12 protein-coding genes are annotated in these 15,628 nt (G+C 38.0%); 11 read left to right on the plus strand and 1 reads right to left on the minus strand.

The window, feature by feature from the left end:
* Positions 1 to 33 precede the first annotated feature (33 nt).
* The 8 genes from QNI15_RS29435 (at position 34) to QNI15_RS29470 (ending at position 12,794) form a co-directional block, all read left to right on the plus strand.
* Complete coding sequence (locus tag QNI15_RS29435; protein WP_314035236.1) at positions 34 to 2,598, plus strand: T9SS type A sorting domain-containing protein; 2,565 nt, start codon at positions 34 to 36, stop codon at positions 2,596 to 2,598.
* Between the two features lie 67 nt (positions 2,599 to 2,665).
* Positions 2,666 to 3,211: a 3'-5' exoribonuclease domain-containing protein gene (locus QNI15_RS29440; RefSeq protein WP_314035238.1), complete on the plus strand. Its 546-nt coding sequence runs from the start codon at positions 2,666 to 2,668 to the stop codon at positions 3,209 to 3,211.
* A 113-nt stretch (positions 3,212 to 3,324) separates the two neighbouring features.
* Complete coding sequence (locus tag QNI15_RS29445) at positions 3,325 to 3,870, plus strand: RNA polymerase sigma factor (RefSeq protein ID WP_313994078.1); 546 nt, start codon at positions 3,325 to 3,327, stop codon at positions 3,868 to 3,870.
* A 154-nt stretch (positions 3,871 to 4,024) separates the two neighbouring features.
* Positions 4,025 to 4,981 (plus strand): FecR family protein, encoded by a 957-nt coding sequence (locus QNI15_RS29450; protein WP_313994081.1) that lies wholly within the window; start codon positions 4,025 to 4,027, stop codon positions 4,979 to 4,981.
* Positions 4,982 to 5,107: 126 nt separating this feature from the next.
* Positions 5,108 to 8,455, plus strand: a complete 3,348-nt coding sequence (locus tag QNI15_RS29455) for a SusC/RagA family TonB-linked outer membrane protein (protein WP_313994084.1) — start codon at positions 5,108 to 5,110, stop codon at positions 8,453 to 8,455.
* A 45-nt stretch (positions 8,456 to 8,500) separates the two neighbouring features.
* Positions 8,501 to 10,024: a RagB/SusD family nutrient uptake outer membrane protein gene (locus QNI15_RS29460; protein ID WP_314035240.1), complete on the plus strand. Its 1,524-nt coding sequence runs from the start codon at positions 8,501 to 8,503 to the stop codon at positions 10,022 to 10,024.
* Between the two features lie 99 nt (positions 10,025 to 10,123).
* Positions 10,124 to 11,071 carry a phosphatidylinositol-specific phospholipase C gene (locus tag QNI15_RS29465; protein WP_314035242.1) on the plus strand — a complete coding sequence of 316 codons (948 nt, stop codon included), beginning with the start codon at positions 10,124 to 10,126 and terminating at the stop codon, positions 11,069 to 11,071.
* 118 nt (positions 11,072 to 11,189) lie between these two features.
* The gene (locus QNI15_RS29470; RefSeq protein WP_313994093.1) at positions 11,190 to 12,794 is read left to right on the plus strand and encodes a PhoX family protein; all 1,605 of its coding nucleotides are present in this window, start codon (positions 11,190 to 11,192) and stop codon (positions 12,792 to 12,794) included.
* A 64-nt stretch (positions 12,795 to 12,858) separates the two neighbouring features.
* Here the strand turns inward: QNI15_RS29470 and QNI15_RS29475 are convergent, their stop codons facing one another.
* Positions 12,859 to 13,635 (minus strand): M15 family metallopeptidase, encoded by a 777-nt coding sequence (locus tag QNI15_RS29475; RefSeq protein ID WP_313994096.1) that lies wholly within the window; start codon positions 13,633 to 13,635, stop codon positions 12,859 to 12,861.
* Between the two features lie 455 nt (positions 13,636 to 14,090).
* Here QNI15_RS29475 and infC point away from each other — a divergent pair, with 455 nt between their 5' ends.
* The 3 genes from infC to rplT all read left to right on the plus strand — a co-directional run bounded on the left by infC (position 14,091) and on the right by rplT (position 15,529).
* Complete coding sequence (gene infC, locus QNI15_RS29480) at positions 14,091 to 14,642, plus strand: translation initiation factor IF-3 (RefSeq protein ID WP_313975786.1); 552 nt, start codon at positions 14,091 to 14,093, stop codon at positions 14,640 to 14,642.
* Between the two features lie 237 nt (positions 14,643 to 14,879).
* A complete protein-coding gene (rpmI, locus tag QNI15_RS29485; RefSeq protein WP_313975644.1) occupies positions 14,880 to 15,074 on the plus strand; it encodes a 50S ribosomal protein L35 in 195 nt (64 codons plus the stop codon).
* A 107-nt stretch (positions 15,075 to 15,181) separates the two neighbouring features.
* Positions 15,182 to 15,529, plus strand: a complete 348-nt coding sequence (rplT, locus tag QNI15_RS29490; protein WP_313975646.1) for a 50S ribosomal protein L20 — start codon at positions 15,182 to 15,184, stop codon at positions 15,527 to 15,529.
* The last annotated feature ends 99 nt before the right edge of the window (positions 15,530 to 15,628 follow it).

A 15,628-nucleotide genomic window follows, 5' to 3' on the forward strand; every position in this document is an offset into this window, starting at 1 on the left:
CTTTTTTTGCATATTCAGTAATTAGACAGCATTATGCTCATTTACCCAGCTATATTTCTCAGAACCAAGACTGTATTAATTATACTATTATTAATAAATAATATTGTTGCTTATGGCCAAAGTTGTAATAGCGGTTGTACAGCACAAATCAATGCAGGAAACGCAGGTGGTAGCACAGTTAACCTAGGAACCCAAGGTGACTATCTATGTATTGTTGCATCCAGTACCCGCTCAATTACAATATGGGGAAACAATATTACTATATGCATTGCATCAGGAACAACATATAGTGGAACTATTACATTAGGTAATAATGCCACTAACCTGACTATCAATAATTATGGAACTATGAGTTCGGGAAGTTCTATTGTTGTTATGGGTACAACAAATGTGAGTGGATTAAACATTAATAATATATCAACCTCTGCGACATTCAATGCAACCCTAAATAGTAGTTTCCCAACAGGAACAACCATCAATAATAGTGGCACTTGGAATAGCACAATTAATCAACCTCTTCCTACAGGAGGTATATCAATAACTAGCAGTGGAACATGGAATGGCACAATTAGCTCAAGTATTATTTCAGGAAGTACCGTAACAAACAGTAGTGGGAATTGGAGTGGAGCTATCAGTGGTGCAATTACAGGTGGTAGTATAATCAATAACAGTACTAGCAATAACGGATGGACAGGCACTATCAGTGGCAATAACTCAGGCGGAGCTATTACAAACAATGGGACGTGGAATGGTGCAATTTCGGGTAATATATCAGGTACAGCCTCTATTACCAATAATGGAACCTGGAGTAATTGGAACACAATAAGTGGAGCTATATCAGGAGGTAGTATTACAAATAATGGTACTTGGAATGTTCCAATGACTGGCGCTATCAGTGGTGGAACTATCACAAACAATAGCGGAAAAACCTGGAATGGTAGTATTAGTGGAGATATATCAGGAGGAAATATTACAAATAATGGTACTTGGGCCAATACTATTACGGGGGGTATTAGTGGAGGTACTATTACAAATGCGAGTGGAGCAATCTGGAGTGGTAATCTTGATACTAATCCTATTACGGGTGGAGCTATAATCAATAATGGTACATGGACAGGGACAATGAGTAAACCTCGTTCAGGAGGTACTCTCACTAACAATAATATCTGGAACGGACTTACCAATGGTGCTATATCAGGTAATGCTTCTATTACGAATAATGCCACCTGGAATGGAGCTTACAATACATCAATAAATGGTGCGGGTGTAGTGGTTAATAATAATGGAACTTGGTCTTCTACTGCTACAATAAGTAACTTCAGTGGAGGAACCTTTAATAACAATAATGGAGCGACATTTCAACCCAATCAAAACTTTATACTATCAGGTTCAGCTATCTTCAATAATAATAGTGGAAGTACATTCAGGCCTTCATCTCTCCAGATAGATGGAACCAGTACAATCAATAATTACAGTTCAATCACCAATACTCCTGTTACAGTAAATAGTGGAACATTTAATAATACAAGTTCAGGTACCTTCACAGGAACTCTCAACAGCAATGGCGGTACTTACAATAATGCAGGCACTACCACTGTAACAAATAATATTGATATATCAGGAGCAATTAACTCTACAGCTGGAGGAACGCTTACATTTAATGGAAATGTCACGGCAAATGGCCCTGTAACAGCAACAGGAAGTAAAGTAACTATTAATGGAAACTTAACGAATAATAATACCATAAGTCTTACAAATGCGGAGCTTAATGTAACAAGTAACTACACTAACCAAGGAACATTGAATCTCTCTGGCTCTTTGGTAAAAGTAACGGGTAATTTTAATAACAATGGTGGAGCTGTCAGAAATACCAATGCTTTAAGCTGTTCTAAAGTAGCAACAACAGGTAATTCAAGCAACTCAGGTACCTTCGGCAATAATGCCAGCCTAAGAGTTGACATTTGTACAGCTACTACATCAAATGGAAACTTCAATAGTAATTCCAATCCTGGTGGTACATATTCCACACTATGTACATGCTCTATCAATCCCTTACCTGTAACTTTCATTAGTTTCTCAGGAAAAGTAGTCAATAGCACTGTAGTATTAACATGGTCAACAGTTTCAGAAGAAAACAACAAAGCCTTTATCATTGAACGTTCTGTGGATGGTAAAACATTTGAATCCATTGCAGAAGTAGCAGGAAATGGTACTACTAACCAGATATCAGCCTACGAATTAGTAGACTCAAAGCCTTTAAATGGCCAGAATTATTATAGAATCAAACAGGTCGATTATGATAATACTGAGTCTTACTATAGTAAAGTAGTATCAGTATCCATACAATCAGTTGTTCAACAGCTTTTATTAGCACCAAATCCTGTCAATGCAGATAAAGTTATTTTACTTCTATCTGACAAGTCAGATAAACTTACAGTTACAATTATTGATATGAAAGGGGCAATTCTCTCGGTACAAAAATACGCTGATCCCCAATCTGAAAACGAAGTAGATATTCAGAAGCTGGTCAAAGGGGTATATCTGGTACAGGTTCAGACAGGAATCACAGTCAAAACCCTAAGGCTTGTTAAACTCTAACATATAGATATATCCGATAAACGCCTGAGGTAAATCTCAGGCGTTTATCTTTTAGAAAGTACTATCTTTGAATGTAACATTAATCGCACAAACAATGACCTATATTATGGTAGACATAGAAAGTGATGGCCCTATTCCGGGTGATTACTCTATGATTTCATTTGGAGCAGTAGTTGTTGATGAACTACTGAATAAAACATTCTACGGACAACTACGTCCTATTTCAGATAAGTTTATTCCAGAAGCTCTTGCTGTATCCGGGCATACCCGTCAGGAAACGCTGGCATTTCCTGAAGCCAAACAAGTAATGACAGATTTTTCTCACTGGATTAAAGAAAACACAACAGACCGCGCCATCTTTATCAGTGATAACAATGGATTTGACTGGATGTTTATCTGCTGGTATTTCCATCATTTCCTGGGCAACAACCCTTTTGGTTTCAGTTCTCAGAATTTGGGAAGCTTATACAAAGGCCTTGAAAAAGACACATTCAAGAACTTTAAGCATCTCCGCAAAACTACTCACACTCATCATCCGGTAGATGATGCAAAAGGAAACGCAGAAGCATTGCTAACAATGAAGAAAAATATGGGACTTAAAATCAAATTTTAAATCCCATACCTTATTCAGCACCCTATATTCATTTTCATTTAACAATAAGTTAACTTATTGGCACCAGCAGATAGATTTGTAAGTTTTATCTTTGCCCCCTCTTGATGAGGTGTATGAGCAATGTTGAAAACGAAACAATAATCTGGTCTCAACTACGAAAAGCAGATCCGGAAGCATTCCAGATCCTGTATGACAAATACTGGACTCCGCTTTTTTTATATGCCTACCGCCTTCTCAACAACAAACAAGAAGCTCAGGATATTCTTCAGCTTTTCTTTAGCGACCTCTGGGAAAAATCAGCCACTCTGCCTTTTGTAACAGACATAAGACCCTACCTATTTAGAGGACTGAAAAATCGCATTCTAAATTCTATTCGGGATAAACAGATTGAAGAAAAACAGATTGCAGCATTTTACGAAGTTCTGGATGAGACAGATACTATTCCAGATGACCCCATTCATGATATCACATTTAAAGACAAAATCATTCCCTTACTGGAAATACTCCCTCCCCGCATGCAGGAAGTACTGCAAATGCATTATCTACATGGACTATCAGTATCTGATATTGCAGATGAACTAGGTTCCGCACCCCAAACTATCCGTAACCAATTAAATATTGCGCTAAAACGTCTACGGGAAAAGCTGGTTGTCAGATAATAAAGCGTTTACACATATTATCATCTCCTCATTCCACAGCCGTAAAGTATACATTACGTTTATATTTCCTTTTTTATCAAATTGTTAATTTCTGTTTTTGCGATGGTTACAACTCAGGTATACTGTGTCTTTGAAGTAAAATAAGTTTTCATTCGTGGACGATAAAGTATTTAAAGAGTTAGTAAAAAGATTTCAGGCAGGTGAGTGTACCGAGAAGGAGATTGAACTTTTGCATCACTGGTTGGACATACTGGAAGCAGATTCACGTCTGACAGATCCATCTACAGAAGAATTGGAGTCGCTCAGGGAGCAATCATTGGCAAATATTCTGCCCCATACCAAACAGGAGACACCAAACCGCAAGTTGTGGCCTGTTGTTGGAAAGATAGCTGCTGCATTCATTCTGGTTTCTTCTGTTGCACTATATATTTTTCAACAGTATGGTTCTGCAAAAATAGTAACAGTATCAACGGGCAATCAGCAGATAAAAAAGATTCAGCTACCAGATGGCTCATATATCTGGCTATATGCAGGAACAACAATAGAATATAGTGAACCTTTCATACAAAAAGAACGAGTAGTCAGATTAAAAGGACAAGCGTTTTTTGATGTTAAACGAGATACTCTTCATCCATTTGTAGTGAATACATTCGGAATTACTACTACTGTGTTAGGAACCTCCTTTAACATTACGGCTTATCCTCAGAATACATCTGTACAGGTAGCAGTTGCCAGCGGAAAAGTAAAAGTAGGTGATACCCGCAAAGCATTTGCATTGCTTACACCGTCAGACCGGATCACGGTACAAAAGAGTAATCATACCAGCGAAATGGATCATGTTGATCCATCAGCCATTAAACGATGGACATCCGGGGAAATATTCTTACGGAATGCCTCTCTGAAAGAAGTACTTCAAACATTGGAACAATACTATGGTGTAAACTTTAAAACCCACTTTAATACCAATGAAGGCAACTTTACATTAAAACTAAATCAGAAACTATCTCTTGATCAAGCATTAGATATTATCCAACTAGTCAGTTATCAACCAAAAATCCGGTTTGAGATAAAAGAAAAAACCATTCACGTATACCGGACTAAAATCAAATAATTAAGCAAACATACTATTTAAGAAAAAAAGGCGCCAATAGGCACCCAGGGAGTCTTTTGCCTTTAAAAACCGATATAAAACACACCAAACTCATTTAAAATTAATTATTTACCTTTTCAAACCATCATGAAACACCCTTTCCGAATCCGACAATGCCTGGCTTGTCTATCTTTTATTCTCACTATCTGCTGCATACAAATCTCTCCAGCAACAGTCAAGATGGCGATGTTGCAGAAGAAGATCAAAAAGATGGTTATACCAGAAGGTACTCTGGCTCATGCACTGGATATCATTGAAGACAAGGCAGCAGTTAACTTGGCATATGATGAAAATGCCATTCTTACTTACCATGTACCAAAAGCAACTTTCAACGAAACTACAGTAGGAGATGTGCTTACAAATATGCTTCAGAAGTTTCCTCAGTTACGATTTGAAGAAAAGTATAACACCATTGTTATTTTTCCAAATACCACTTATGCAGAAACCAGTACAAAAGATATTACAGTAACAGGTACAGTAAAAGATGATCAGAATCAGCCATTAGCAGGTGTAACAGTGATTGTTAAAGGAACTAACATTGGATCTATCACCAATGCAGATGGCAAGTACACCATTTCAGTACCGTCTCAGGATGCAACGCTTGTCTTTAGTTTTATTGGTTATGTATCAGAAGAAGTAGCTGTTGGTACTCGTACCTCTGTAGATATAACGCTGGTTAATGATGTAAAATCATTGATGGAAGTAGTTGTGGTAGGGTATGGTACCCAACGAAAAAATGAAGTAACCGGAGCTGTTTCTTCTATCTCTACAAAGGAAGTTAGTAGCCGTAATTATAACTCAGCAGCGGAAGTACTCCAGGGCACAGTTCCAGGTGTGACTATTATGAATAATGGAGGAGATCCGACAGCTCAACCTTCTATTAATATACGTGGTATAGGCTCTATAAATGGAGAGAGTCCTTTGATTATTGTGGATGGCTCTATTTATATGGGATCATTCAATTCTATTAATCCCAATGACATAGAATCTTTAAGTATATTAAAGGATGCGTCTGCAGCTATTTATGGTGCACGTGCGTCTGGAGGTGTTGTGTTGATTACAACAAAAAAAGGTCTGTCCAATAAAACAAATGTAAATGTAAACTATCAGCAAGGATTTCAACAGGCAGGAAAAAAGCTGGAAGCATTAAATGCAGCGGAAAGAGCAGATATTGTAAATATGATTCGTAAGAATGAAGGATTATCAGAAGATCCTGCATTCACCACCTTTCCAGATGCCCGCATTACCAAAACCAACTGGATGGATGAAATTTTTCAGACTGGCCGAATTTATAATATAAATGCATCTCTAAGTGGAGGGAATGAAAAGAGTACATTCTTTTTATCTGGTGGTTATAGAAAAAATGAAGGTATTCTCTTAAACACGTACTCTGATCGCTTTACAGCACGCTTAAACTCTTCTCATCACTTACATAAAAAAGTAAAAGTAGGAGAAAACTTATCCTATTCCCTCAATAATGGGCAGGGTGCCAATACATTCGATTCCTATGTTGGACCAATTATAGGGTCAATATATTATCCTCCTAATGCAACTGTATATCGAGAAGATGGATCAGGACTTTTTGGTGGTGTACCAGAACAATACCCTGCGTCTTATGGAGATGTTGTCAATCCTGTAGCGTATCTGAAACGTTTGGATAACAAAAATCCGGTTTCCAACCTACTTATTAACCCTTATCTGGAATGGGAAATAATCTCAGGTTTAAAATTTAGAAGTAACTGGGCTTATACACGTATCAATGATGATACAAAACGATTTACTAGCCGTGTGCTGGAAACAGGAAAGATCTTTGATTTTAACGAGTTATATCAAAGCCACCGCCTCTTTCAAAGTTTGTTGAATGAACAAACGCTTCAATGGGAACAAACCCTTAACCAGCTACATAAGATAAACATACTTGTGGGACATACTTATGAACACTGGAAGAATGAGTCCTACTCTGTTACAGGAACAGGTTTTGATAATGAAGCTCCTTTCCGCCGTTATCTTACCAACGCAAAATCAATTTCTGCTTATAACTCAGATGCTTATGAAACAAATCAGGAATCGTATCTGGGCCGACTAAACTATTCGTTTGCAGATAAATATTTACTAACGGGTATTCTGCGTAGAGATGGAACATCCAAATTAACTGGTAAGAATGCATGGAAGTGGTATCCATCTGTATCTGCAGGATGGGTAATATCACAAGAACCTTTCATGCAGAACATTTCGCTGATCAGCACATTAAAATTACGTGCTAGCTGGGGTAAAATAGGCAATCTGGGACAATTAGGCCCCTATGCGTTTAGTGTTCCTTTTGACAAACTACAAACAATGATGGGTTTAACACCAAGCCTTCAACTGGGATTTGCAGAAAATGAAAGATCGAATCCTGATCTGGTATGGGAAGGCTCTGAACAAAAAAACGCAGGATTGGACTTTGGATTTCTCAATGATCAGTTTACAGGTTCAGTTGATTTCTTTATCAAAAACAATAAAAATATGCTGCTTCGTAAAACCTTTCCAGGTGTAGCAGGAACCCCTAAGGGAAAAATTATTAATGCAGGCAACATGGAGAACAGAGGAGTAGAGATTGGCCTTACATACCATAAATCAAAAGGAGAACTACAATTTGACATTTCAGCTAATGCTGCGTATACAAAAAACACATTGAAGGCTCTTTATGAGGATGTAACCAGCATTCCAATGGGACCCACTGTACGTCAATTGCCTTTATCTAATATAGCCAGGATAGGCGATCCGTTTAATGCATTCTATGGATATAAGACTGCAGGGTTATTTCAGTCAAACGATGAAGCAGCAAGCTATGTTAATGGCAAAGGTGAACGTCTTCTGCCTAATGCTCAAGGAGGAGATTTGAAATTTGTTGACTCTAATAATGACGGGGTTATCAATGATAAAGATCGGGTAATTCTGGGCAGCATATTTCCTAAGTGGACCTACAGCCTGAATGGTAATTTCAGATTCAAGAATTTTGATCTGAATCTTTTCTTCCAGGGAGTTCAGGGAAACAAGATTCTCAATGCCGTGAAATTTACTGGCTTGAACGCTAATTTCTTTAGCTATAACTTCTTATCTGATATTAAGAACGCATGGACACCAGAAAACACAAATACAGATGTCCCTCGCCTTACAATAAAAGATCCTAATAATAACTTTTCAAGAGTGTCTAACTTTTATGTTGAAAATGGATCTTATCTGCGTCTGAAAAGTCTGACACTGGGCTACTCTCTTCCAGATACATGGGTAAAAGGTCTTCACTCCAGAATTTATTTTACAGGACAAAACTTATTTACAATTACTAAATACTCAGGTATGGACCCTGAAGTAGGGATGAACAACTCAGGAATAGATGTTGGCTTATATCCTGTATCTCGTGTGTATATGTTTGGTATTGATGTAAACTTTTGATCCATTACACTTCTACAGAAATAATAAATATCCTATTGATCTTTTATGAAAGAAATGTTTAAAAATATAAGCTTACTTATTGCTGTTCTGGTGATAACCTCCTGCAACAATTTATTAGATGTTACACCTCAGGGACCTCCTACCAGTAACTCTTTCTGGAAAACACAGGAAGATGCCATTGCAGGTGTTAATGCCATCTATGATCTTTATTCAGATGACGATATGTATGGACGAGGATTTTTCTGGCTTAACAATGCCAGTGACGATATTGGTACCAAACCTCGTGCGAATGCAGAACGTATCAAAAACTTTCAGGTTGATGGAAACGAATCTGATACCAAAAATATCTGGGCAAAGCATTACCAGGTAATGAAACGCTGTAATGATGCCATACGAAATATTCCTGCTATCACATTCAGAGATGAGAAGTTGAAAAACCGCCTGCTTGGAGAGGCCTACTTCAACCATGCAGTGATGCATCTGGAACTAGCTTATCGATATGGAGATAGTCGGGCAGGCATTCCAATTCAAAACAGAGAAGATCCTGAGGATATTTATGTATCACGTACTCAAAACGTTAGTGAAAACTATGCATACATTATTGCGGATCTAAAAAAAGCAGCAGCCCTACTACCAAACTTTTCTCAATATGCTACAACAGACTATGGACGTGCTCACAAGTCTGCTGCATGGGCATATCTGGTAAGGACATACTTATATGCCAAAGAGTGGGCTAATGCAGAAAGCTATGCAGATACAGTAATTAACAGTGGTCAACATAACTTGTTAAAAGAATTTGCAGATGTATTTAAAACTGCCAACAACTGGTCAAAAGAGTATATCTGGTCTGTATCATCCAGTGTATCTAATACATCTAAAGGATGTATTTTTCCTGGTGTAGTTCTGGAAGATAAAGGATGGGGTTTCTATAATGGATGGGGTAACTTCTATCCAACTAAGGAATTATTTGATACATATGACAAAGATGATAAACGCCTCCCGGCTACGATTCTCAAAACAGGTGATACGTTCATGTTTTTCGGAGAGGAAAGAGTATTTAATGTAGGCAAGTTCACTGTTAGCTCCAGTAACCGTACTGGATATCAGTTTAAAAAATACATGGAACCTTTTGGATATGCCAATCCAGTTGGGACCTATGTTAATCCCAATGGAGATAAACCATCTACTACATTGAATGTGCCATTGTTACGCTATGCAGATATTATCTTAATGAAAGCAGAAGCACTTCTTATGCAGAATAAAAGTGCAGACACAGAAATTAACATGATCCGTAACCGTGCAGGATTAGAATCTATCAGCAATGCGACAATGAAAGATCTAAAACGTGAAAGACGTTGCGAGTTTGCAGGAGAGTGGACAGATCGCCACTGGGATCTTGTACGTTGGGGAGATGCAGAAGCTACCTATGCGAAACCTCTCCATCATGCAGATGGACATGTAATTTATGAAGGCCGTACATTTAAACCTACTGTACACCATGTATGGCCAATTCCTCCGGATGAGATTGCAGTAAGCAAAGGTGCGCTTTGGCAAAATGAAGGTTATTAAATCCTCTTTTAGAATAGGTAAAGAGCTACTTTACCTATTCTGATTCTTGTTTATATACTTTTCTTTTATCCACTTTTATTCATCTTTTCACTTATTCGCATGAAAAAGCACTTTTTTTCTCTGTCAGTAAGCATTTTTACAGTTGCATTTTTATTGGTTGGCTGTCAATCTGAAAGTCCGGTTCAACCAAAGTCATCTTATTCTGGCAAATCGGCTAAGGTTGCCTATTCACTTAACAACTGGATGAGCCTGGTAAGCAGCAGTCTTACACTTTCACAGCTTTCTATTCCAGGTACACACGACTCTGGGGCACTTTATGAACCTGTTTCAGGAACAGCCAAGTGTCAGAATCTTACAATAGGCAACCAACTTATAGCAGGTATACGTTTCCTGGATGTCCGTTGCAGACACATTGATAACGCATTTGCTATCCACCATGGCTCGATCTATCAAAACATGAACTTTGATGATGTTCTCAATGCCTGCTGGAGTTTTTTAGCGAGCAACCCTACCGAGACTATAATTATGAGTGTTAAAGAAGAGTATAACTCTTCGAATGTCAGCCGCACTTTTGAACAAACATTTGATACCTATATCCAAAAAAATCCTAGCAAGTGGTATATGGGATCATCTGTTCCAGCATTAGGTACTGTTCGTGGAAAGATCGTTCTTCTCAGACGTTTCAATGCAACTAGCACTCCAAAAGGTATCGATGCTACTAATTGGGCAGACAATACAACCTTCACATCGGGTATTCTAAATGTACAGGATTATTATAATGTAAGCAGTGCTGACCAAAAATGGACTTCTATTACCAATCAGTTTAATGCAGCTTTAGCAGGAAGCAGCAATACCTTGTATCTGAATTATACTAGTGGTTACAAGGCTCTTATTTTTGGAATTCCTAGTATTACTACTGTCTCTAACTCTGTTAATCCAAAAATCACCACTTACTTTACGACTAACACAAGTGGCAGATACGGCATTATCCCAATGGATTTTGCTGATTCTGGTCGCAGTTCCTTAATCATTGCAACCAATTTTTAATCCTATTACAAATACATTTATATAAAATGCCTCTTGTCATGTCGACAGAGGCATTTTATATCCTGGATTAGTCAGTCTTTGTCATTTTAATTCTTTTATTCACAACCAAACAAATTTCATGAGTACTTCATCCAGAAGAGAGTTCCTTCAGTTTTTGGGCCGTGCAGCTATTACTACGTATGGATTATCTATTCTACCAACAGATAATCTTCTTGCAGCTTCTTTACAATCGAATGCCTTACCGTTTACTCCTATCGAACCTTCCGATGCAGATAAGCTTATACTGGCAGAAGGGTTTCAATATCATGTGGTTGCCAAATGGGGCGATAAACTTAATAAGACAGAAAAGTATGGTACTCACAACGACTTTGTAACCTTTATCTCATCCATTAAACAAGCTAAAAACGAAGGCATCTTATGGGTCAACCACGAGTATACAAACCCATTGTTTATAAGTGGCAAACCCTATATAAAGGGAGAAACCAGAACAAAAGCAGAAGTGCTGGCAGAGATGGAGAGCGTGGGTGGTAGTATTGTTAAGATTCGCAAAAACCCGAAAGACTCTCAATGGAAGATAGTACAAGGAGATCCTGTAAACAAACGTATTACAGCCTTAACAGAAATTCCTTTTGCCTGGCATGAACCCATTGCAGGGTCTAAAACAGCTATTGGTACACTAGCCAATTGTGCAGGCGGTCAGACTCCATGGGGTAGTGCATTATCTTGTGAAGAAAACTATGATACGTTCTGGGGAGAGCTGGATCTCTCAAAACCTGATAAGCCCAAAATACGAATGGGTGACTATGGATGGGATACTGTGTTTCATTATACTCCAGAACATTATGGATGGGTAGTAGAAATCAATCCACTCACCGGACAAGCTAAAAAGCTGGTAGCTTTAGGCAGATTTGCCCATGAAGCAGCCACTGTATGTCAACTACCCGATAAACGTTGTGTAGTATACACAGGAGATGATAAAGAAGATGAGCACCTTTACAAATTCATCGCCTCCGAACCTAACTCACTTGAGAAAGGAAAACTCTATGTAGCCAATACCGAACGAGGAGAATGGATATCGCTGGATATCCAGGACCAGCCTGTATTACAACAACATTTTACAAGTCAAACAGAAGTACTGATACGCTGCAGAGAAGCAGCCAAACTTGTGGGGGCTACACCTCTAAACAGACCTGAAGATATTGAGATAGATCCTATCACTAAAGATATTTTTGTTTGCCTCACCAATAATGCCCGTAAAGGAGATGTATATGGTTCCTTTATGCGTATTACAGAAAAAGATGGAAAAGACGGGCTTCGTTTTGAGTCAAAAATATTTATGGCAGGCGGGCCTGATACAGGATTTGCCTGTCCGGATAATATGGTTTTTGACAACAAAGGCAACCTGTGGTTTACATCTGATATGTATAACATGAACAAAGGAGATTATATACCTTTTAAAAATAATGGATTCTTCTTTGTTCCTATGTCTGGAGAAAATGCAGGAAAAGTTTACCAGGTAGCCTCTGCTCCTATGGATGCAGAGTTCACAGGCCCTTGTTTCTCTCCTGATTATGAAACGTTATTTTTATGTGTCCAACATCCTGGCGAAAACTCAAAAAATCTGAAAGAGTTGACAAGTCATTTTCCGGATGGAGGAGATAGCATTCCAAAATCCTGTCTGGTTGCTATTACAGGTCAGGCACTCCAGACTATTATACAATAACTTTCCTTTACCCAATAAAAAGAGCCAGGCAATTCCGTCCTGCTCTTTTTATTTTAAAACAAACTTATAGACTCGCTTCATCAATAAGCATCTCCGGACGATATTCAAAGTGCATAGTGTCATAATAGTACCATTTTCCACCCCAGATAAAGCCGTATTTTTCAAATAATTCGATAATCTCAATAGGATAACGATTTTTGTATTTATGAGGTCGGCCCATCTGTTTATCCCATAGCCAATAATCCGCATACCGAATATTAATATCTACAGCAATACCAAAGCTGTGAGCACTTTTACGATCTGTCCCCCGAATACTCCGCCAGTTAAAGGCTCCTCCCGGATTCCGTACATATTTTAACCATTCCGGATGATTATCCAGTTCATCTGAAATAGCCTGTATCTTTTTATGGATATCATTGACAGTTGTCACATACATCTTCAGCTTCTGAGTCTTTGGTAACCAACGTACCAGAGCCAGCTTTCCATGCACCTCTGCATGTGTTGAACCATACATTTTTTCAAAGAAAGGAGTGTAACGGATTTTTGTCGTATCTGTTACATTTTCGGTAGGATCAGGGAAATCTCGGCCTTTAACATACTTCTTGCTCATCTGATCTTCGAGGTCAGGAGTCAAAAGTAGTGCCTCATAATCTTTATTTTGTATTCCATCATCATATGGCATAACAGTACTATCCTTCCAAATCAGTGAATTGGAAGTAGCTCCAATCAACTGGTCCGGATATGCTTTTAATAGCTTCCGGAGCCCAATAGGAATTGTATCTGTATCTGTTACTACTGCTGTTTCCTGAGCAAATAATGGTGTAGACCCTGGTATAAGCAAATATATAACACCCTGTACAGATATGATTAAGACCAATAGTATTACAATCAATCGCCAATGCATTGATTTTCTGGAAGATGAATTAAGCAATGAAGCATTCGGCATATACGAACAAAAATATACTTCTGAGTAACAGTTTATTACAATTCAAGGTTTTGAAAAAACCTTGAAAATCAAATATTGATATTTCGTAAAATATTACATAAAATATTGAAAGCGGTATTTCCTTATTTAAAGACAATTGTTTATTTTTCCGCCATTCATTTTTGCAGACAAAATAAATGCCAGATAAATAGATCTTGTTTCCATCTATTTTATAGCGTATAGTATTTTCAGGTTTCACCCTGGTGAAAAGAAATACTCCAGCAAATGAAACCCGGAAACACGAAAATCTGTTGAAGGCTGTATAACACATAAATTTCATTCTTTATTAACTTTAAAAACAGGAGGTACACATCAATAGACCACAGAGACCCATGGCTCCTCGGGGGAGAGTCGAGGAACCTTACAAAATCAATAACTATATCAAAGCCCCTAAAGTACGGGTAGTGGGTGAAAATGTCGAGCAAGGCATTTATTCTATACAGGAAGCCTTAGCAATGGCAAAGGCAGCTAGTCTGGATCTGGTTGAGATTTCTCCCAATGCCGAGCCACCCGTATGTCGTATAGTAGACTACTCAAAATTCAAGTATGAGCAAAAGAAAAAGCAGAAGGAACTGAAGTCTAAAGCTCAGAAAGTGGTAGTCAAAGAAATTCGTTTTGGTCCGAATACAGATGATCATGACTTTGATTTTAAATTAAAGCATGCCCAAACTTTTTTGAAAGAAGGTGCTAAAGTAAAAGCTTATGTACAGTTTGTGGGCCGTGCTATCGTATTTAAAGAACGAGGTCAGGATGTATTGGAACGTTTCATTACAGCCTTAGATGATCTGGGAAAACCTGAAGCCCCTCTAAAACTAGAAGGAAAGCGTATGATTGTAGTATTATCTCCTAAACCCAAAAAATAGGATTAGTATACTATACATGATAGGTTATATCCCATCATAAGACATAAATTCTCCGAACAGGATTTACTTCTTATAATCAGTATTTTATACACTAACTGACTATAAGAGATAAATCCTGTTTTTCTTTTTGAGACTGGTCAAAAAAAACAAGATTAATAGACTTTTATATTAAGAAATCTATTAATTTTGCAGGCTAATTTGAGTTGTCACGTTATTAAAACTTAACTCTTTACCAAAATGCCGAAGATTAAACCCATTTCCGGAGCTAAAAAAAGATTTAAGGTTACTGGTACAGGCAAAATCAAGCGTAAGCATGCTTTTAAAAATCACATCCTGACTAAAAAGGAAACCAAACGCAAACGTAATCTACGTCATGCGGCACTGGTAAGTGATGCCGATCTACCAAGAATCAAAGCTCTTTTAGTTATCTAATTTGGTATCCTCTTGAAGGATTACCGGTTTCATGTTTCACCCGATGTCAGGCTATAAGCATCTCTTAACTGGGATCGCCTACCATCAAAAAACGAATTTATTTTACTATGCCAAGATCAGTCAACGTTGTTGCGGCTCGCGCCCGTCGCAAGAAGATGATGAAGCTCGCTAAGGGCTATTGGGGACGCGGAAAAAATGTATGGACAGTTGCTAAGAACAAGATCGAAAAAGGTCTTACTTATGCATATCGTGACCGCAAACAAAAGAAAAGAGAATATCGTGCACTTTGGATTCAGCGTATCAATGCTGGTACTCGTGAGCATGGTCTTTCCTACTCTGTATTTATGGGTAAACTGGCTCAGTCAGGAATTGAACTGAACCGTAAAGTTCTTGCAGATCTGGCAATGAATCACCCTGAAGCATTCAAAGCTATCGTTGATACAGTAGCTAAATAAATATAGTATACAGTACAGTGACAACTCAAAAGCCCTGCAAAACAGGGCTTTTTTATTTCCATACAATTTACATACATAAGAAAACCTGTCTTCAGATAA

This window comes from Xanthocytophaga flava (genome assembly GCF_030068545.1).
Lineage (GTDB): Bacteria > Bacteroidota > Bacteroidia > Cytophagales > 172606-1 > Xanthocytophaga > Xanthocytophaga flava.